General features: G+C 49.9%; 20 protein-coding genes. 9 read left to right on the top strand and 11 right to left on the bottom strand.

Going from position 1 to position 18477, the window contains the following annotated elements:
* Window positions 1-179: 179 nt before the first annotated feature.
* The 4 genes from ACO0K3_RS17330 to ACO0K3_RS17315 form a co-directional block, all read right to left on the bottom strand.
* Entirely contained in the window at window positions 180-671 is a 492-nt protein-coding gene (locus ACO0K3_RS17330; RefSeq protein WP_422986750.1) for a hypothetical protein, read from the bottom strand.
* 92 nt (window positions 672-763) lie between these two features.
* Window positions 764-1156: an SMI1/KNR4 family protein gene (locus ACO0K3_RS17325; protein ID WP_422986748.1), complete on the bottom strand. Its 393-nt coding sequence runs from the start codon at window positions 1154-1156 to the stop codon at window positions 764-766.
* Between the two features lie 697 nt (window positions 1157-1853).
* Window positions 1854-2537: a hypothetical protein gene (locus tag ACO0K3_RS17320; protein WP_422986746.1), complete on the bottom strand. Its 684-nt coding sequence runs from the start codon at window positions 2535-2537 to the stop codon at window positions 1854-1856.
* Between the two features lie 200 nt (window positions 2538-2737).
* On the bottom strand, window positions 2738-3718 hold the full coding sequence (locus ACO0K3_RS17315) for a D-2-hydroxyacid dehydrogenase family protein (RefSeq protein ID WP_422986744.1): 981 nt from the start codon (window positions 3716-3718) through the stop codon (window positions 2738-2740).
* Between the two features lie 409 nt (window positions 3719-4127).
* Between ACO0K3_RS17315 and ACO0K3_RS17310 the strand changes: the two genes are divergently transcribed.
* Together ACO0K3_RS17310 and ACO0K3_RS17305 are read left to right on the top strand one after the other, a co-directional pair.
* Window positions 4128-5978: a phosphoenolpyruvate carboxykinase (GTP) gene (locus ACO0K3_RS17310; protein WP_422986742.1), complete on the top strand. Its 1851-nt coding sequence runs from the start codon at window positions 4128-4130 to the stop codon at window positions 5976-5978.
* A 182-nt stretch (window positions 5979-6160) separates the two neighbouring features.
* A complete protein-coding gene (locus tag ACO0K3_RS17305) occupies window positions 6161-6910 on the top strand; it encodes a substrate-binding periplasmic protein (RefSeq protein WP_422986740.1) in 750 nt (249 codons plus the stop codon).
* Between the two features lie 45 nt (window positions 6911-6955).
* Here ACO0K3_RS17305 and ACO0K3_RS17300 read toward each other — a convergent pair whose 3' ends face one another.
* Complete coding sequence (locus tag ACO0K3_RS17300) at window positions 6956-7369, bottom strand: DUF2798 domain-containing protein (protein WP_422986738.1); 414 nt, start codon at window positions 7367-7369, stop codon at window positions 6956-6958.
* Window positions 7370-7421: 52 nt separating this feature from the next.
* Window positions 7422-7739: a hypothetical protein gene (locus ACO0K3_RS17295; RefSeq protein WP_422959363.1), complete on the bottom strand. Its 318-nt coding sequence runs from the start codon at window positions 7737-7739 to the stop codon at window positions 7422-7424.
* A gap of 288 nt (window positions 7740-8027) precedes the next feature.
* Here ACO0K3_RS17295 and ACO0K3_RS17290 point away from each other — a divergent pair, with 288 nt between their 5' ends.
* The 4 genes from ACO0K3_RS17290 (at window position 8028) to ACO0K3_RS17275 (ending at window position 12595) form a co-directional block, all read left to right on the top strand.
* Window positions 8028-9002 (top strand): LysR family transcriptional regulator, encoded by a 975-nt coding sequence (locus tag ACO0K3_RS17290; protein WP_422959364.1) that lies wholly within the window; start codon window positions 8028-8030, stop codon window positions 9000-9002.
* A gap of 25 nt (window positions 9003-9027) precedes the next feature.
* Window positions 9028-9555 carry a DinB family protein gene (locus ACO0K3_RS17285; protein ID WP_422986736.1) on the top strand — a complete coding sequence of 176 codons (528 nt, stop codon included), beginning with the start codon at window positions 9028-9030 and terminating at the stop codon, window positions 9553-9555.
* Window positions 9556-9719: 164 nt separating this feature from the next.
* Window positions 9720-11732: a sensor histidine kinase gene (locus ACO0K3_RS17280; RefSeq protein WP_422986734.1), complete on the top strand. Its 2013-nt coding sequence runs from the start codon at window positions 9720-9722 to the stop codon at window positions 11730-11732.
* Window positions 11733-11890: 158 nt separating this feature from the next.
* Window positions 11891-12595: a riboflavin synthase subunit alpha gene (locus ACO0K3_RS17275; protein ID WP_422986732.1), complete on the top strand. Its 705-nt coding sequence runs from the start codon at window positions 11891-11893 to the stop codon at window positions 12593-12595.
* A 131-nt stretch (window positions 12596-12726) separates the two neighbouring features.
* Here ACO0K3_RS17275 and ACO0K3_RS17270 read toward each other — a convergent pair whose 3' ends face one another.
* From ACO0K3_RS17270 to ACO0K3_RS17255, 4 genes are all read right to left on the bottom strand, one after another.
* Complete coding sequence (locus ACO0K3_RS17270; protein ID WP_422986730.1) at window positions 12727-13227, bottom strand: cupin domain-containing protein; 501 nt, start codon at window positions 13225-13227, stop codon at window positions 12727-12729.
* The gene (gene pcaC, locus ACO0K3_RS17265) at window positions 13224-13658 is read right to left on the bottom strand and encodes a 4-carboxymuconolactone decarboxylase (protein ID WP_422986760.1); all 435 of its coding nucleotides are present in this window, start codon (window positions 13656-13658) and stop codon (window positions 13224-13226) included. The genes ACO0K3_RS17270 and pcaC overlap by 4 nt, the downstream gene beginning before the upstream one ends.
* Window positions 13659-13965: 307 nt before the next feature.
* The gene (locus tag ACO0K3_RS17260) at window positions 13966-14406 is read right to left on the bottom strand and encodes an MAPEG family protein (protein ID WP_422986728.1); all 441 of its coding nucleotides are present in this window, start codon (window positions 14404-14406) and stop codon (window positions 13966-13968) included.
* A 57-nt stretch (window positions 14407-14463) separates the two neighbouring features.
* A complete protein-coding gene (locus ACO0K3_RS17255; RefSeq protein WP_422986726.1) occupies window positions 14464-14712 on the bottom strand; it encodes a tautomerase family protein in 249 nt (82 codons plus the stop codon).
* A gap of 99 nt (window positions 14713-14811) precedes the next feature.
* Between ACO0K3_RS17255 and ACO0K3_RS17250 the strand changes: the two genes are divergently transcribed.
* Together ACO0K3_RS17250 and ACO0K3_RS17245 are read left to right on the top strand one after the other, a co-directional pair.
* Window positions 14812-15813 carry a GlxA family transcriptional regulator gene (locus tag ACO0K3_RS17250; protein WP_422986724.1) on the top strand — a complete coding sequence of 334 codons (1002 nt, stop codon included), beginning with the start codon at window positions 14812-14814 and terminating at the stop codon, window positions 15811-15813.
* A 199-nt stretch (window positions 15814-16012) separates the two neighbouring features.
* Window positions 16013-16579 carry an outer membrane beta-barrel protein gene (locus ACO0K3_RS17245; protein ID WP_422986722.1) on the top strand — a complete coding sequence of 189 codons (567 nt, stop codon included), beginning with the start codon at window positions 16013-16015 and terminating at the stop codon, window positions 16577-16579.
* 124 nt (window positions 16580-16703) lie between these two features.
* On the opposite strand, the gene ACO0K3_RS17240 is transcribed toward ACO0K3_RS17245, so the two are convergent.
* On the bottom strand, window positions 16704-17276 hold the full coding sequence (locus ACO0K3_RS17240; protein WP_422986720.1) for an SAM-dependent methyltransferase: 573 nt from the start codon (window positions 17274-17276) through the stop codon (window positions 16704-16706).
* Window positions 17277-17589: 313 nt separating this feature from the next.
* Here ACO0K3_RS17240 and ACO0K3_RS17235 point away from each other — a divergent pair, with 313 nt between their 5' ends.
* A complete protein-coding gene (locus ACO0K3_RS17235; RefSeq protein ID WP_422986718.1) occupies window positions 17590-18426 on the top strand; it encodes a branched-chain amino acid aminotransferase in 837 nt (278 codons plus the stop codon).
* The last annotated feature ends 51 nt before the right edge of the window (window positions 18427-18477 follow it).

Below are 18477 nucleotides of genomic sequence, written 5' to 3'. Positions count from 1 at the left end.
CACGCAGATTCCATGTCGGCACGGAACACAATAGATTCCACATTAGATGCCGGATATACGACTGCAGGCTTATTCCTCGCGCCAGAACTATTGACTAATTTCTTGTACTTTGGGGGGAGTCCATATAGGAAATATTAGGCACATGCCCAACGAAGATGTGCTCTTGAAGCGGGGCCGCACTACGAGTACTCAACAGTGCCAGGGGGAAGCTTGATGCCACAAAGATAACGATAGCAAACACCATTTCCGTAGACCACCATCTTTCCTTGATCCATTGCCTTTTGGGTTAGGGCACGAAGACTTCCAAGAAGCGCCATTGCACGGCGTTTGAAGAGCAGCGGCTCGATGCGCTTCGGTTGCCGCCCTGGATACTGAACGGTGCCAAGGAATGTTTTCCATCGTTCCGGCATGTCTGCGATTTCATTTTCGAGACGAAGAAGGATTTCCAATGTTGCGACGAGATCTTCACCATCAAGGTAGAACATGACGTTGATGGATGAAATTCCGATACGCGCATCCCTCTGAGCGTAGTGATCAAACGCAAGTGCCAACAACCTGAAATAGCCCAAGGTCTGAAAATGACCGGAGTCAAACCGCATGCGGTTTTCAACATCAAGAGGCCAGCGAAGCTCTTGGTCTTTCGCACTCGACAAACCTACGACATGCCGCATATGAATGTGCCTAACGCAGATTTGACGGGGTCGCCGCCTTAGTTGTGAATAAAGATGAAGTCATCATTGGCGATTCCCCGTCGAAAGTCCTGTTATCCATTTTCCGCCAATTGCTCTATAAGACTCTCAAAGTCGGGCGCGACGGCGTCCATGCTACCTTCAGGATCAATCGGATCGAAGCACACTACTGGCCATTTACCTGATGTACTCAGATCAAATGCAAACAGTGAGCCGCCTCCATCGCAGCCAAAAACAAACACTCCACTAGTAGTGTACGTTCCACTTTTCCAGTAGTCTAGTGCGGATTCAGCAGTGTCTAGGCAGAAATTGAATGGACTCACTTTGAGCCCAACCTCACCGCCATTTCCTTGACTAAGTAACTCTAGATAAGATTCGGGTAAAGGACCGACCTGTAAACTCAATTCGCGAAGAGTAGTCGATGAAGCGCCTTCAGAAAACAGCCAACTACGCGTCGAGTTTTTCATGATGGATAACGCTAAATTGACCGGCGCGAAGCGTCGGTGTCGAATGTTGAGTTAATGCGTGGTAGGTATTTATCCACCCACGCAGTAAAAAGAACTAACAACATAATGTACAGGACTCCGTCAAACACACTTAACGCATAAACAAGTGGGTGATATTTCTTCATACCCAAGTCAAACAGTGCTGCAAATTTTGGAACCAGTACAGTGCTACAAATTACAAAGGCAACAAGAGGTGCGAACTCTTTATAGAGGTACGCCACTGGAAAACAAAAGAGAAATGCGGTCAGTCCAATTGCTACGAAATGTATAGCGATGATAGCGAAATAAACACCAATCCCTGCGAATCGAATTGGAAATAGATTTTCAAAAAAATCGATATTAAAAGAAAATAACCAATAACTTAGTCCCTGCAACAAAAAAAGAAGGAGTAATTTTGTGGAGGATAGAGGCATTTTCGACATAGAGCATTAACGTGATTTAATTTTCATTTTGCAATGATAACCGACGATACAAAAATAACAAGCTTGCTCTACATCTCTTGAAACCCTTATGAGCACGAGCTGTATTTGGTTATACTGATTAAAAATACAGTATAACCAAATAGACAAAAACATCACCCTGTAAAACCGCGTTGACTTGACCAAGTGCGCGAAGCTCTATTCGATCAACCTGACACCTTTGCGGCAACAAACTAGGTCTATTTGGCGTTCTCAAAACGGGTCAGTTGCTGGTTGGTTCTGGTTTGTGGTGAACCGTCTGCACCGAAGGATTCGAAGGTTGTCTGAACGCTCGATTTGGTGTCGGGGCTATACCAGACTATGTTTTGTGTGGTGCCAGATGACGTTGGGTTGTCCATGGTCCAGCTGTTTTTGTAGACGATCTTGAGGGCCTTAAATTTGCCTGCGGGGACTTCAACGGTTTCCCAGCCGATGACTTCTGCTTTGGTGTTGGTGATCGATACCTGGATCTGCGCGCTGTTGGTCGCGGACGGGAATTCTTGTTTGTACTGGAACTCCCATTTTTTGCCTGGCTCCAGCGGCCATTTGTACCAAGTCTGTTCCATCTTATCGTTCTTAAACATGACGGTCATGTTGAGGTCGGTGCGTACGGTGCCTTCTGATACTTGTGGCTTGACGAATTCTTCGCCTTTGCCCAAGGTACGAGTTTCGTAAAACATACGAGCGTATTCACCGGAGATGCCGATGGTTTTTTTACTGAACTGGGAGATTGGTTTGGATGACCACATGTTGATCGTTCTGAATTCCCAGGTGTCGCCTTCGACAATCGCGGGTGCACGCACGCTCTGCGCCTGCACTGGCTGTGCGGCTAAGGAGACGATGGAAAATAGAGCAGAGACTACGGACAAGTGAATGAGTCGCATGGATGACATGTGTGTTCTCAAAAAATTAGTGGGTTTAATAATTGGGTTTAATAATTGCGCTTAAAAATTATGCTTAACAACAGGCGTTAATAACGGATGTTCAGCAGGCGTCGATGTCGCCACGAATGCTGAGGCGGATATCGCTTTGACACCGATACCAGACAGCAATGAGTGTAATGCTAATAATGATGCTTTATTGCTTAGGGATTAAAAATATTCTTTGGCGTACCGATGGCAAAGTCGACGACGTTCTGAAAAGCAGCGCGGAAATATAATTCATAACTGTCGCGCTCTACATAGCCGAGATGCGGTGTGGCGAGGACATTTTCTAGACGCAGCAGCGGATGCTGAGGAGCAAGTGGTTCGCTTTCAAACACATCCAATGCGGCAAAGCCGGGGCGTGGTTGAGATGCGGCGAGAGCGGCTTCCAGCGCACCACTTACGACGAGTTCTGCGCGGCTGGTGTTGACGAAGAGGGCGTCTGTTTTCATCAGTGCGAGATCGGCTGCGGTAACGCTGCCGCGGGTTGCATCGTTCAGGCGGAGATGTAGGCTGAGAATGTCGCTCTGGGCGAAAAACTCTTCTTTTGAATTGGCAGCCTGATAACCATCCTGTAATGCCTGTGTGCGGCTCGCTTCGCGTCCCCAGATCAGTACGTTCATACCAAATGCTTTGCCATAAGCGGCGATCATTTTGCCTATTTTGCCGTATCCCCAGATGCCGAGCGTCCGGCGTTTTAGTACCCGTCCGAGAGAATTAGCTGCGGGATGAATTGAGGCGGTTTGCCATAAGCCTTGTTGGAGGTTGCTGGCGTAGTGCGGGATCTTGCGTGAGGCGGCCATGATCAGTGCCCAGGTCAGCTCGGCGGGTGCAGTGGGATCACCGATGCCTTCGGCGATCTTGATTCCGTACTCGCTGGCGGCGGCGACATCGACATGACCAGCGAGTTTGCCGGTTTGTGAGATGAGCTTGAGATTCGGCAATTTGCTGAGCAAGGCGCGCGGGAAAGCGGTGCGCTCGCGTATCAGTACCAGGGCATCAAAAGGCGCAAGACGGATCGCTAACTGGCCCAGACCGACGGCGGTGTTGTTAAAGACTTTGACCTCATGGCCTTGCAATAAATCGAAGCAGGCGAGTTGGCGTACGGCATCTTGATAATCATCGAGAATTGCGATTTTCATAAGAATTCCTTTGTGGTTTTGGCTACTTTTCGTATTAATTCAGGCCAAGCTTGCAATTCGCTTTCAAATATCATGTATGAGTAATAACATTTTTGAAGCAAAATTCGCTCTGATCGAGTTGCGAGTGTACAATTACTGCCCACGTAGCTTTTTGATTCTTCCGCCTGCAACATCATGTCGGGCGTAAGTCTGAATGCAATATTACATTGTTGCTTTCGTAAGAGTGAGTCCGGCATCAAAAACGATTAGCCAGATCAATTCTTCATCCGACAGAACCGCCGTCATCGAGCCTGTCCGCGCTGTGCTTGAGCCCGCTTTTTAGCTGTTGCTCGCACCGCCCGACACCCCTAACGACGATCCTGCCGTGCCGCTACACAGATTTCTATTAAATGGCATTGGAGGTAGTATCGTGAATCAACCTATCATGCGTGGTGTGGCGACATTGAATGTCCCTGCCTACGTCAAGCAGCAAAAGCTTATCAACTGGGTCGCCGACATGGCGGCGCTGACTAAGCCAGACAATATCTACTGGTGTGACGGCAGCGAGGAAGAATACGACCGTCTGTGCGCACAAATGGTTGCCGCTGGCACCATGAAAAAACTCAACGAAGCAAAACGTCCGAACAGCTATCTGGCTTGCTCTGATCCGTCTGACGTGGCGCGTGTTGAAGACCGTACTTATATCTGCTCCGCCAAGCAGGAAGATGCAGGCCCGACGAATAACTGGATGGCACCGGCAGAAATGCGTACCACGCTGAATCCTTTATTTGACGGCTGTATGCAGGGTCGAACTATGTATGTGGTGCCATTCTCCATGGGTCCGCTGGGATCGCCAATCGCTCACATCGGCGTGGAATTGTCTGATTCGCCTTACGTCGCGGTGAACATGCGCATCATGACGCGCATGGGCAAAGCGGTATTCGATGTGCTCGGCACAGATGGTGATTTCGTTCCTTGCGTACACACGGTTGGCGCGCCATTGGCCGAAGGTCAGGCAGATGTTGCATGGCCTTGCAATGCGACGAAATATATCGTGCATTATCCTGAAACACGCGAGATCTGGTCCTATGGTTCCGGCTACGGCGGCAACGCCTTGTTAGGTAAAAAATGCTTTGCGTTGCGCATCGCATCAACCATGGGTCGTGACCAGGGCTGGCTGGCTGAGCACATGTTGATCTTGGGTGTTGAATCTCCTGAAGGTAAAAAGCATTATGTAGCAGCGGCGTTCCCGTCTGCATGCGGCAAAACCAACTTCGCCATGCTCATCCCGGCGATCAAAGGCTGGAAAGTCACCACCATCGGCGACGATATCGCCTGGATCAAACCTGGTGCAGATGGCCGCTTGTATGCAATTAATCCAGAGGCCGGTTACTTCGGTGTCGCACCTGGCACAAACACCGCGACGAATTCAAACTGCATGTCTTCGCTGACACACAATACGATTTTCACGAACGTTGCATTGACGGACGATGGCGATGTCTGGTGGGAAGGCATGACTAAAGAAGCGCCAGCGCATGTCATCGACTGGCAAGGCAAGGACTGGACTCCGGCAATCGCCAAAGAAACTGGTCGTAAAGCAGCGCACCCGAATGCCCGCTTCACCGTTGCGGCAACGCAGAATCCTGTGATCGATGCGGCTTGGGATGATCCTGCCGGCGTGCCGATCTCTGCGTTCATTTTTGGCGGTCGCCGCTCAACGACCGTGCCGCTGGTGACAGAAGCACGTGACTGGGTCGAAGGCGTCTACATGGCGGCGACCATGGGTTCAGAAACCACGGCTGCCGCTGTCGGACAGCAAGGTGTGGTGCGTCGCGATCCGTTTGCGATGCTGCCATTCATGGGTTACAACATGAGCGATTATTTCCAGCACTGGCTGGATATGGGCAAAAAAATCGCGGCGATTGGCGCAAAGCAACCAGCAATTTTCTGCGTCAACTGGTTCCGTACTGATGCGAACGGCAAATTTGTCTGGCCAGGTTTCGGCGACAATATGCGCGTGTTGAAATGGATGCTGGAACGCATCGAAGGTAAAGCTAACGGTGTTGAAAATATTTTCGGTATCACGCCAACTTTTGATGATCTGACCTGGGATGGTCTGGATTTTACGCAAGCACAATTCGATACTATTACCTCAATCGACCGCGCGGCATGGCAAGCAGAACTGGCTTTGCATACCGAGCTGTTCGATAAGCTGAACTACCATTTACCAGCTGAACTGGCGGCAACGAAGGCGACGCTGGAGCAACGTTTGTCGGCGTAATCGCTTGAGTACAATCCGATCACCATGTGATCTGGTAGTTTGTTTCATATAAAAAGCGCGGCTATTTAGCTGCGCTTTTTTTATACCCGAGAAATAAAGTCAGCACATCGCGCTGGCAAGTCTTGTTATTTTTACTTTATTTGTTACACTCATCAACACACTTTCCCAAGTGAGGGACACTTATGAGTGCATGGCGATATCTCGGCAAACTCTCGACAATGTTGCCTCTGACACCCTTGGCAGCAATCTTGTGTGCGAACTTTGCCTGCGCTGAGGCACCACTGCAAATTGGCACTCTTGACGAAAACCGGCCAAGTATGACAGCAGCGAAAGAAGTCATGCGGGTTGCTTATGCCCGTGCAGGTGTACCTATTCAATTTGTGACGGGTTCGGCAAAGCGGCATACGGGCTTGCTTCAGGCGGGCAAACTCGACGGCTTTTTGTTCCGACTGACGTTTGAACCGGACTATGAGATGCGCACAATCACTGTACCGATCACACGAGAAGATCTGGTGGTGTATTCAAACGGCATCAGTTTTACAGTCAAAGGTTTTCAGAGCCTGGCACCGTATTCTGTCGGCTATGTCGCCGGCGTCCAGGTCGTTGCAGAGCAACTAAAAGAAGCGCAGGCAGAGGCAGCACCGTCTATCGACTCTTTGTTCAGAAAACTCGATGCGGGCAGAACCGATATTGCGGTAGATTCCCGCTTTAGCCTGTGTAACGCCAAGCAGTTGGGGCTCTCCCATATCGTGATTCTAGAGCCGTCGCTGGCGCAGCTCAGCGGCTATCATGTGCTGCATAAAAAGCACCAGGATGTATATCAAAAACTGGAGGCTGTATTACAAAAAATGGAAAAGGATGGCGAGATCAAAAACATAAATGATGCCGTTTTATATCGCTATGAAGAGCAATGTAAAACCCGACATCCATAAAAAAACCGCACCTATGTGCGGTTTGATCTGGTGTGAAAGCTTCAATCAACGATGAACGAACGGTTGTTGCAGCAATTTCAGAGGTGCTGCCTGGTTGGCATGCTGAGATGCGAACTGCACATCTTGAAGAGATAAACCTTTGGGGCTGGTGGTAAGGATCTCAGGCTCAGCTACCTGGCTGACACCACGGCTCAACCGATAAACGACAGGCTTCACCATGTAAGCAACTGGAAAAGCGATAGGCCAGGTAGTCAGCCATGCTTCCATCCAGGCACCGAAGAAGTCATTATTAAAACCTAGCCACAGCAAACGCATTACCGCAGTCGCTACCAGAGTGATGACACCCGTAGTCAGGATGGTCGGCAACATCGACGCCAGACTTTTAGATCCAGCGACAGCACGCACTGGCTGATTTTTACGATAACGTAACAACGCATCTGTGGAGTAAGTCGATTGCATGATTGTTTCCGTTGAACTCTGGATTGGCTGCTAGATCAAGACTGAGACCGGATTAACCGCGTGCGGCTAAAGCGCGCAACTCAGCAGCCATATTGGGCGATGTCGCGTCCAGATCGCTGGCGATACGACGAATCGTCAAGATGTTACGCAAATTGCGGCTGGCGCTTTTTTGCTCACGAGTCATTCTAGGCTTCAGCACGACCAGAGCAGCGCGCAGCATGCCAGCGATCATTGGCTTGAATACAACCAGCATTGTTGCCAGAATACCTACGCCTAACAAAGGACGCGCAGCGGCGATCACGGTGCTGACAGCCATTTCGGCAACAGGGATGGCACTTGTAACTGGGAAAGCGATATTGAGGAAAGTCATAATATTCTCACCATTTCTGTCTATTTATTTGATGATGGAATAATATTGCAGTGCAATATATAAATCTAATTTTGATTTCTCATATCCACTATGCAGTTTATGAATAATTGTGCAAAGATTAGGTTTACTTATTTAGCGGACTTACACACCATCGCTGCAGTAACCGGCAGCGACGAGGATGCTAGCGATGCGAACAATAAATGCCCAAAGCATTGTATTAAGCTTCAATTAACGCTGGATCAACACTGAGTAAGCCCAAACTTATGAAAGCTGCCTGGAGCATCGTCAATGAATTTTCTGACACTTGATTTGAATTTATTACGGGTTTTTGATGCCGTAATGATTGAACAAAACCTGACCCGTGCCGCAGATAAGTTGGCGATGACGCAGCCTGCCGTCTCAAATGCACTCAAGCGCCTGCGTCACTCACTCGGCGATGAACTCCTGATACGCACGGCATATGGCGTTAAGCCGACACCACGTGCGGAGACGCTATGGCCATCGATACGGCTCGCGCTGTCAAACCTGGAGGCAGCGATTGCGCCGACCAGCTTTGACGTATCGAAAGCACAGGCAACATTCCGGATGGCAATGGCCGATGCGACAGCCGCACTCTGGATGCCGACCTTGGTGCGCGCCATTGAGCGCGATGCGCCAGGACTTAATGCGCGCATGGTACCGCTGACGACACGCGAACCACGCCCTATGCTGATACGCGGCGATATTGATATTGCGGTCGGATTCTTCCCGGGCGTGGTCGCCCAACTCGCTGGCGGGCAGGGTGCGTCCAGCAGTCCGATACGCCATGAACGCCTGTACTCAGGCCATTATGTCTGCGTGATGCGCAAGGACCATCCTCTGGCAGATAAGGAATTGACGATGGATGGCTATTGCGACGCAAACCATTTGCTCGTGAGTTTCTCTGGCCGTGCGCACGGACTGGTGGATGAGGCCTTGGCTCATATCGGACGTGAGCGTCGTATTCTACTAACGGTGAACCAGTTTTTCACTGGCGGCAAAGTTGTCGCTAATTCTGATCTGATTACGGTATTACCACGCCATCTGATTGAGTCTACCGGGATGACCGATGCGCTAGTCTGGAAAGAACTGCCATTTGATTTGCCTGAAGTTCACATAGATATGTTGTGGCATGAGCGTGACGGGCGTAATCCTGCACATAAATGGTTGCGCGATAACCTGATCACCATGACTCAGTCAAACTTGATCCCTGCTTTGGAACACGACACACGCTTGGATACCTGAACGGTAAAAACGCAAGGAGGACATCATGAGCAACACTACACTTCTGACATCATTATTCAGTTACAAAGCATGGGCGAATAAAGAATTATTCGCCTGTGTTGCCAGCATTGACACATCGTCTAGCAAGGATGCCACAGATGCCGCGCAGGCATCGGCACGACACGCGGCACTTCGCCTGCTGAATCACATTTACGTCGTAGACTGTATTTTCTTCGCCAACCTCCAGCAACAAGCACACTCCTACACAGGGACCAATACACCGGAAACACCTCAGCTGAATGATCTGCAACAAGCCGTAGAGCAACTGGACACGGAATATAAGCGCTTTATTGAGAATATCAGTCCTGCCATGTTGGAGGAAAACATCATGTTCACTTTTACCGACGGCGACAAAGGATGCATGTCGCGGGAAGAAATGCTGATGCATGTCATTGCGCACGGCACCTATCACCGCGGCGCAGTTGGCCGCATCCTGTCGCAAATTTCCATTGCACCGCCGCGCGATCTCTATACGAAGTTTTTACATACCTCTGAGCCTCTGCGCCGTCATTAAATACAGGTAGGCACCACATGCTGATCAAGCACAACCACGACCAGAGCGTTCAAAGCAAACCGTGGTTGAAGTAAGTCTGCTCCAATACCAGTCACGCTTTTAGGTTGCGCATCGATATAAATCTTGTTAGTCTGGTTTTTTTCTTTTGCCACGATATCAGGCGCATGCGCATATCCAGCAAACTCTCGTTCTATCTGATCGCGCTAGTCGCCTGTTGCTTGATGGCTAGCCCTGCTTTTGCCTCCAAGCTGGAAATTAAGAGCGATACCCGGCGACTTTCTCTCGATTCCCAATTTGATGTGCTGGAAGACAAGTCAGGGCAGTTGTCTATTCAGGATGTGGTGCAGCCCGGCACAGCACATAATTTCAAAGCGCTTAAAGGCAATTTGAACGTTTCTTATACGCGCTCAGTATATTGGCTGCGCTTTAGCCTGCAAAAAACCGATATCACCAGCGCCTCTGAGTGGTGGTTGGAAATAAGCCCGGTGATGCTGGATGACATACAGTTATACCAAGTCAGTAGCAATGGTCAGATCGAAGCCAGCAGAGCCGGTGATCGGCAGCATTTTTCGGCGCAGGAAATGCAGCTTCGCCTGCCTACTTTCCGCCTGCATCTGAACGATCACCAAAGCAAATTCGTTTATCTGCGCATACAAACTACCAGTTCTTTATTCCTGCGCGCCAAATTATTCACGCCACAAGGCTATGCAGAAGAGTCGAATTTCATCTCGAACCTGATGGGTGTGTACTACGGCGCCATGCTAGCAATGATTGCCTACAACCTGATACTGATGCTGTCGTTTCGCGATAGAACCATGTTTTATTACCTGCTGTTGTCACTGAGTATTTTGTTTGCAGGCCTGAGCGTCAACGGGCATATTGGACAATACTTTGCGCAGGACTGGCCGTGGCTTGTGGACATTAGTCCGGGTCTCTGCGTGCCGCTGATTATTCTGTTTGACTCACTTTTCATTACCCATTTTTTGCAGTTACCCAAGCGCATGCCGCGCATTGCGATGGTATTCCGGGTCATTCAGGCTTTATCGGTGTTGGCAGCAATTATTGTACTCATTGGCTATAACCACGTAGTGGCGCCATCTCTGCAATTACTTGGTTTTTTACAGATTTTCCTGATACTGCCGATTTGCGTACTGAGTGCCAGACGTGGTTACCGGCCAGGTTGGATTGTTTTTTTTGCGACGATCGCATGGATCGCTGGTGCGATGATGGTCACATTGCGGAATTTGGGTCTTATCGAAAGTAGCTGGTTCGCTGATTTTGGATTCCAGATCGGATCGGCGATAGAAATTATTTTGCTGGCACTAGCGCAGGCAGATAAGATCAATATCATCAAACAAGAGCGGGCATTGGCGCAACATCAGTTACTCAGTATGGCGCAAAAAGCCGAGCAGGAACTAGAATCAAAAGTTTTGCTGCGCACGGGTGAATTGGCTGATGCCGTACAGCGTCTGAAGCAGCTCGATAAAGAGAAGAACGAATTTCTCGGCATCGCCTCCCACGACCTGAAAAATCCGTTGACCTCTATTATCGGCATGAGTGATTTGCTTCGTAAACTCGATCAGCAAATAGAGCCTGCGTTGCGTCACAGTTACCTTGAGCGTATTAGCAAAAGCGGGCATCGTATGATGCATATCATCACCAATTTGCTTGATGTTAACGCAATTGAAACCGGTTACTCCCCCGTTGCATTGCAAACGGTAAATCTGAACAAAATGCTGCAAGAAATCGTGCCACAGTTTGAGGCTCACTTAAAAGAGAAGAACCTTGAGCTGCTTATGACGGCAGACACGAACGTCAACGTCATGGCGGATGCCAATGCCACCGTACAGATTATTGATAATCTTTTATCCAACGCAATTAAATACTCGCCGGCAGGCCGGCATATCTGGATCAGCATCTCGGCACAGGCAGAGCTTGGCAGGATTGTTGTCAAGGACGAAGGACCAGGATTATCGGAAGAAGATCAGCAACATCTTTTTGAGAAATTCACCCGCCTCTCTACCCGGCCTACGGCAGGAGAACATTCCAGCGGATTGGGTTTATCGATTGTCAAAAAACTCAGTGAAGCAATGGGCGGCAATGTCCATTGCGAAAGCGTCGAGGGACAAGGCTGCACGTTCACCGTGGACTTGCCTTTCGCTAAAGGTAATTTTTAAGCCATAGCGGGCAAACACGTTTAGTGCACATTAGACTGCACGGCATGACATTCTTGCGAATCGCTTACAATGACATTGCCTCGGAAGCGGTGTATCAATCGCATGACACACGTCAACCAGGTATATATATTTTTCCTAATTCTTGAATATCACTCCCCATGTTTACTGGCATCGTACAAGGCATCGCCCGCATTGCAACACTCTCTGACAAACCCGGCTTGCGCACATTTAAGCTCGATTTCCCCGAAGGCTTCTGTAAAGACCTAGAAATCGGTGCCAGCGTCGCGGTAGACGGCGTGTGCCTGACTGTCACGGCTTTACCAGACGACCACAGTGCAGAGTTTGATGTCATGCAACAAAGCCTGGCAATCACCACACTAGGCGCCTATCAGCAGAACGGACGGGTTAACGTGGAAAGAGCCGCCAGAGACGGCGCAGAAATCGGCGGTCATCCGCTATCTGGTCATATCGATTTCACAGCCACGATTGCAGCTATCCGCGAGCTGGAAAACAACTATGTTATCCGTATCTCCGTCACACCTGAATGGTTACGCTACATCTTTGCCAAAGGCTACATTGCCATCAACGGCGCCAGCCTCACGGTCGCCGAAGTCAACCGCGAAGAGGGCTGGTTTGAAGTCTGGTTAATCCCGGAAACCCTGCGCATGACCGTGTTCGCTGAGAAAAAAACCGGTGCCGCCTTAAATATCGAAATCGAACGCGCTACCCAGGTCGTCGTCGACACCGTACGTGCCATGCTGACAGAAACCTTGGGGCCATTATTACCTGCACTGGAGGCCTTATTAAAACAGCAGGGAGTTGCGGTGGAGGAGTTGGTCAAGCCAGGGTCGATTAAGCCGTAGTATTTTGCATATTCACTTCCAGCCGGACATGGTTAGAGCTTATCTCCCCCCTATTAATGTGATGAAATGAGTTCTACAAATATAGAAAAAGCAAATCGCCAGTTTTTTGGTGACCTTAGCAGACCGGACGATTAACCCACATCTTCGCCCTCCCAATACGCCATCACGGCAGCCTTGTTATACCCTTCGCCGGTCAAACGCACACTGACCCGGTTGCTGTCTGGATAAACAATCACATCATGTGGATTGCGGTCACCGATCAGCAGATAACGGCAGACCTGGTCTGTGTGATTAAAAATACTGTGCCCCAATTTTTGTCCCGCCGGAAAAACCACGTAGCTGCCTGCGGACATGACATAGGTTTTGTCGCCCAGACGTAAAGTCAGACTTCCTTCCATCACCATGAGCTGCTCTTCTTCAAGATAATGATAGTGGTTGGGGCAAGCACGCATGCCAGGTGATAACTCCTCGATGCAAACCCCGATGCGCTGACAGCCGCCGTGTTCTCCGATTTGCTTGTAGCGGGAGCCAAAACTGGTGCCGTGCGCATAGCCGTCCCAGGCGACATCATCAATTAAAAATGGCTCGGTATGTCCCTCGGCATTGATCGCTTTTGCTTTGCGCTCGCTCATACTGACTTGTCCAGAGCGGGTATCAACCCCATGTCAGATAAGACTTCTTGTGCGGAACGAAATGCATCAATCGCCAGCGGCATGCCGCAATAGACACTTGCGTGCAACAACACTTCCTGTATCTCTTTCATCGTCGCGCCGTTGTTGATAGCGCCGCGCACATGGCCGCGAATCTCATGCGCACGGCCGAGCGCAGTCAGCATGGAGAGAGTAATCAAGCTGCGGGTCTTCATATCGAGTCCGTCACGGCACCAAACGGTACCCCAGGCGTTACGTGTCACGAACTCTTGCAACGGTGCGGTAAAAGCGTCAGCGCTCGCAAAGGCTTTATCGACGAATGCATCGCCCATCACTTGCTTGCGCTTCTTCAAACCATCATCAAATTGCTGATCTGCTTGTTGTTTTGCTTTTTGATTTATTTCCTGATCCATTTTGCCTTCCTTCGCGGTCATGATGCTGCATTGTTAGGACTTACGCAAAATGATAAGTTGCTTATCTCCATCCACATTGAACCCGCAGGCTGAATGCGGCTTGCAGAGGCATTTTGTGCCAACAGGCCCGCTCGGCTTACGAATTGATTTGACATCGATATTCCATGAAACTGCCTTCCTGCCTTTTCTCTGTGTCTCTGTGGTGAGAGGTTTTAGTTTTGCGTCGTCCTATATTGATTGCACTCATGGTAGCCAGCAGAATAGCCAGGGTCAAGGCTGATGGTGTAAGCCAATCAGGCGAGCATGATTATCCGGTGATCTTGATGATCCTGAGTACAATCGCTGCCACGATCATCCAGCACACCGCCATACCGGACAGGTACAAAATCGCACGCCAGGGTTGCAGGCCGCGCAGATAGACGATGGTATGTGCGTAACGAATCAGCACATAGCTGCTAAATAATGTTGATGCTGTATCTGGCCCCCCGCCGACTAAAACATAGCTCAGTGCCAGCATTAAAAAAAACGGCAAATTCTCTACATCGTTACGCCAGACGTTGGCACAGCGTTGCACAAATGCGGATTCGCTTGCGACCGGAGTGGCTCTGGCCAAGGCGGCGTCTTCTGGCAATAAAAACCGCCGGCTACGAAAACGGCTGATGATCTGTATGACACTGGTGACGCTGGTTTTTACAAACAGCGCCAGCAGGCTCAGCACAAAAATAGACAAAGCAGGATAGTAGGGCATTAATGGCTCCTTAAAAAATGGATGTATGCCTATACGAATATATGCAAATAGATAGACTTATTTTTGATTCGCTGTGCCATCGCGTAAAGCCACAAACTGGGCAATTGAGGCACTGTCTGGCCGGAGCTCACCCAGTCCGAATGATTCCGGTGAGCGTTCGTCAACACTGACCCAAACCATCTTCCGGAAATCAGGATTACCACCACCTTCGATATCGACCAAGACATCGCTTAAGCGGGTAATCAAAACTTGTTTTTGCTCAAGACTGAGCAGACCGCGAATCGTCGTGACATTGACATAAGGCATGAGGAACTCCTGTAGTGATTGAATGGGAGTTCACATTATCGGCAGAGCATATCGCCACGACCATTGGCGCAATTGACATAATTATGATGTAATTCGCCAATGGCTACTTCTCAGCACATCATACGCATAGGCATTCTGGTCTATCCCGGTTGCCTTCTCAGCGGCGCAGTGGTGCCGCGTGACGTATTCTCGATTGCAAATACCCTGATGCAGTTGCGACCACCGGGACAACAGATCCGGCTGGAGCCGGTCTGGCTCAGTGCGCGCGACCAGCCAGTAGAAAACCAGCATGGGCTCAGCTTTGCAACCCAGCCACTGAACGGGCAGCAGCTTGACGCTCTCATGCTACCGGGAATTGATCACCAAAGCGCGTATGACATCACCGAGCGCATCGCATTAATGACGCAAGAACAGCTGGCGCTACGTGACTATCTGTCGCAGGGCAAGTTGCTGATCGCGAGTTGCTCGGCAACCTGTCTGCTGGCGAATACCGGCATGCTGGATGGCAAACGGGCTACGACAAGCTGGTGGCTGGCGGCTTATTTCAGACAACAGTATCCCAAGGTCATCCTCGAAGCCGAAGAATTAATCGTACAGGACGGCAATCTGGTGTCCTCAGGCGGACTGACATCGTATATCGATCTCGCTCTATGGCTAGTCGCTCACTTTTGTGGCGAAACCTTGCGCCAGCTATGCGCCAAGATGCTGGTGATTGACGCCAACCGCAATAGCCAGGCCCCATATATTGCGACTGCCATGATCCAAAATCAGGGACATATCGTCGTCGAGCGGGCGCGTCGCTGGCTAAATAAACGACTGGATCAACCATGGTTAATGGGCGAGCTGGCAGAACATTGTCATACTAGCCAGCGCACCTTGTTGCGTCGCTTTCAAGAGAATGTGGGGTTAAGCCCGGCCCAATATGTCCAGCAATTGCGCATAGAGCGCGCCAAAGCTTTACTGGAAACTACAAAAATCTCTCTCGAAGAACTGGCCGGGCGTTGCGGCTATCAAGACGTGTCGAGCCTGAGTAAGGTGTTTAAACAATGGACTCAGATAACACCAAAAGAATACCGGCAACGGTTCGGTCTGCGTAGCTAGAGCAGCTAAGGCAATTATTACGGCTAGTGAGGTAATGCAACAACTAACTGTTTTCGTTTAGAAATAGTTTCGACAGAGACAAGTCAAACAAGTAAAATAGCAGATTGACATGGAATTTGATGTAACTCTGTCAAATCGTTCTATGGCTCAGTCCAGCTGAGTATGTTCATTACCCATTTTATAAATAATTGAGAATTACATGACCAAGAAAAATATCCTCGCCGCAGCATTGATGCTTGCCGGTATCGCTTTAAGCGCAAGTGCTTCTGCACAAACTTATGTTGCCGCGACCGTTGGTCAAGCGAAAGTTGATGCAGATTGCACTGGCGTGACTAACTGCAAAACATCTGATACAACAGTCAAACTGCTGGGTGGCTACAACTACACACAAAACCTAGGCGTTGAAGCTGGTTATTTCTCTTTAGGCAAAGCAACTGCGAGCGTGGGTGGTATTGCCGGAGAATTTAAAGCAACTGGTGTTGATGTTGTTGGCGTGGTAAAGAGCACACCATCAAACGGCTGGGTTGGTTTCGGAAAAGTAGGTATTGCCTATATCCGGGCAGAATCCACTGTCAATTCAGCCACAATCAAAGGTACTGTTACAAAAAATAGCACTAAGCCCGTGTTTGGTCTCGGTGCAACATACCAGATTTCTAACAACGTGAACGTCCGTGCCGAATACGAACGTCGTCAAGTTAACGTGGTTGACGGTGTCAGCGATGCTACGGTATCCAACTTCTCCGTAGGCGTTGAATACATCTTCTGATGCTGTGATTGCCTCGCGCAGTCGATGATGTAAAAAAAGGCATGCTACGGCATGCCTTTATTGTTTCTGCCTGATCACGGCATTATTGCCGAATTCGCTCTTCGTTTTTTGCAGGCTTTGCGTCCTAGTGCTCGTATTCCTCCGGCGGCTCTTCACCCGCCAGCACCCCGGTCGTTACTGGTAATCCTTCCCCTTTGCGCACCAGCTCATCCGCATATTCAAATACATTGGGACAACCTGTGACCGCAATCAGGGTTTTGACGATGGTGACTTTCCATGCATCGACACCAGCAGCTTGAAACTGACAGACCAGATAACCCGGTGCGCTGCCGTAATGATCGACCAGCAGACCTGGCAGGCCGTCTTGTTCTGCATTAATCAGGCGACGTTGCTTGCCATCCGCTTTGACCGGCATCGGCTGTTGTGCCAGAGCCGCTTGCACGCGCCGTTTAATAAAAGCATGATCAATGGCCTCGGTCTCATCGACGCTCCAGACCCGTGCCTGTATCTGCGATTTCGGGCTCCAGGCAGCGCGCGCTAAGAATTGCCCTGATGATGAGCGAACCAGGGCGGTTGCTCCTACTTTCATTTTTTCGTCATACTTACCATCAACCCGCGCCACCATAGATACATAGATCCATGGCTCGCCTTGCAATATGCTTTTTTCCTTGCCTTGTTTAATCGTGATGATCAGCATGTGCTTGTCCTGTCCGGGTAAAAATGGTGTGGGAGCGGAATATACACCAATGCCAAAAAAATGAGGCTATTTGCGCAGTATAGCCGTTGCAGACAGGCGATACCCGTAAATGAATCCACAGTATTCATGCGCCTTTCAAGACAAAAAGTGTCTGCGAGCCGCATAAACAAAGCGGATACGCATTGGAAATAAATGCGCTACTTATTATAAGCAAGTCATTCTGCTCACATCTCAGGCTCTGTTAACATATAAGCTGGACAGTACATGTAATACAAACTCCTGCCGCAACGATGTTCATCACAAAGGATCATTTATGTATCTCACTTATTTCAAAGGTAGCTGGAGCGAAGGCAATACGCCCTTGTTTGGCGCAATGGATCATGCTGTATGGCTGGGATCCAGCGTGTTTGACGGTGCCCGCGCTATCCGCGGTAAGACACCGGATCTGCGGCTGCATCTGGCGCGCGTGGTGCAATCGGCGCAGCGTCTTGGCCTGCACTGTCCTTACCAGGTTGACGAGCTTGAAGCCTTATGCCGCGACGGGATCAGGCAATTTCCTGCCGATGCGGAGCTGTACATCCGTCCGCTGGTATTTGGCACTGATGGATTGCTGATTCCCGATGCAGATCAGTCGAGTTTTGCGCTGACCTTGTTTGACGCGCCTTTGCCACCGTTCTCCGGATTCTCGGCCTGTTTGTCTGTATTGCGCCGGCCCGATCCCAGCATGGCGCCGACCGATGCAAAAGCCTCGTGCTTATATCCGAATTCGACCAAGGCACTGCGTGAAGCCAAAGACCGTGGATTTGACAATGCCGTGGTGTGTGACAGTCACGGCAAGGTCGCGGAATTTGCTACGGCGAACATCTTTTTGGTGACCGAATCCGGCGAAGTCGTCACGCCAATTGCGAATGGCAGTTTTTTGTCTGGCATCACCCGTGCGCGCGTGATTGGCTTGCTGAGAGACGATGGCACTCAGGTCATCGAACGCAGCGTGGCACCAGAAGAATTATTGAAGGCGACCGAAATATTCAATACCGGGAACTACGGCAAGGTAACGCCCTGCATCCGTTACGAAGACCGCAGCTTAGCCATCGGTCCGGTCGCAACACGCGCCAGGGACTTATATTTCAGCTGGATGGAAGCGCAGTAAATCGAACAAAATGCCCCGCGGTCACGACAGACGCGGGGCATTCACATTATG

Source organism: Undibacterium sp. Rencai35W (genome assembly GCF_049340185.1).
Taxonomy (GTDB): Bacteria; Pseudomonadota; Gammaproteobacteria; order Burkholderiales; family Burkholderiaceae_D; genus Undibacterium.
This window is presented reverse-complemented; position numbering and strand designations above follow the sequence as displayed.

What these genes read in the sequence shown, in the direction of transcription:
- ACO0K3_RS17330 (WP_422986750.1), bottom strand. Translation starts at nt 671, where the DNA reads ATGCGGCATGTCGTAGGTTTGTCGAGTGCGAAAGACCAAGAGCTTCGC.
- ACO0K3_RS17325 (WP_422986748.1), bottom strand. Translation starts at nt 1,156, where the DNA reads ATGAAAAACTCGACGCGTAGTTGGCTGTTTTCTGAAGGCGCTTCATCG.
- ACO0K3_RS17320 (WP_422986746.1), bottom strand. Translation starts at nt 2,537, where the DNA reads ATGCGACTCATTCACTTGTCCGTAGTCTCTGCTCTATTTTCCATCGTC.
- ACO0K3_RS17315 (WP_422986744.1), bottom strand. Translation starts at nt 3,718, where the DNA reads ATGAAAATCGCAATTCTCGATGATTATCAAGATGCCGTACGCCAACTC.
- ACO0K3_RS17305 (WP_422986740.1), top strand. Translation starts at nt 6,161, where the DNA reads ATGAGTGCATGGCGATATCTCGGCAAACTCTCGACAATGTTGCCTCTG.
- ACO0K3_RS17300 (WP_422986738.1), bottom strand. Translation starts at nt 7,369, where the DNA reads ATGCAATCGACTTACTCCACAGATGCGTTGTTACGTTATCGTAAAAAT.
- ACO0K3_RS17295 (WP_422959363.1), bottom strand. Translation starts at nt 7,739, where the DNA reads ATGACTTTCCTCAATATCGCTTTCCCAGTTACAAGTGCCATCCCTGTT.
- ACO0K3_RS17290 (WP_422959364.1), top strand. Translation starts at nt 8,028, where the DNA reads ATGAATTTTCTGACACTTGATTTGAATTTATTACGGGTTTTTGATGCC.
- ACO0K3_RS17285 (WP_422986736.1), top strand. Translation starts at nt 9,028, where the DNA reads ATGAGCAACACTACACTTCTGACATCATTATTCAGTTACAAAGCATGG.
- ACO0K3_RS17280 (WP_422986734.1), top strand. Translation starts at nt 9,720, where the DNA reads ATGCGCATATCCAGCAAACTCTCGTTCTATCTGATCGCGCTAGTCGCC.
- ACO0K3_RS17275 (WP_422986732.1), top strand. Translation starts at nt 11,891, where the DNA reads ATGTTTACTGGCATCGTACAAGGCATCGCCCGCATTGCAACACTCTCT.
- ACO0K3_RS17270 (WP_422986730.1), bottom strand. Translation starts at nt 13,227, where the DNA reads ATGAGCGAGCGCAAAGCAAAAGCGATCAATGCCGAGGGACATACCGAG.
- pcaC (WP_422986760.1), bottom strand. Translation starts at nt 13,658, where the DNA reads ATGGATCAGGAAATAAATCAAAAAGCAAAACAACAAGCAGATCAGCAA.
- ACO0K3_RS17260 (WP_422986728.1), bottom strand. Translation starts at nt 14,406, where the DNA reads ATGCCCTACTATCCTGCTTTGTCTATTTTTGTGCTGAGCCTGCTGGCG.
- ACO0K3_RS17255 (WP_422986726.1), bottom strand. Translation starts at nt 14,712, where the DNA reads ATGCCTTATGTCAATGTCACGACGATTCGCGGTCTGCTCAGTCTTGAG.
- ACO0K3_RS17250 (WP_422986724.1), top strand. Translation starts at nt 14,812, where the DNA reads ATGGCTACTTCTCAGCACATCATACGCATAGGCATTCTGGTCTATCCC.
- ACO0K3_RS17245 (WP_422986722.1), top strand. Translation starts at nt 16,013, where the DNA reads ATGACCAAGAAAAATATCCTCGCCGCAGCATTGATGCTTGCCGGTATC.
- ACO0K3_RS17240 (WP_422986720.1), bottom strand. Translation starts at nt 17,276, where the DNA reads ATGCTGATCATCACGATTAAACAAGGCAAGGAAAAAAGCATATTGCAA.
- ACO0K3_RS17235 (WP_422986718.1), top strand. Translation starts at nt 17,590, where the DNA reads ATGTATCTCACTTATTTCAAAGGTAGCTGGAGCGAAGGCAATACGCCC.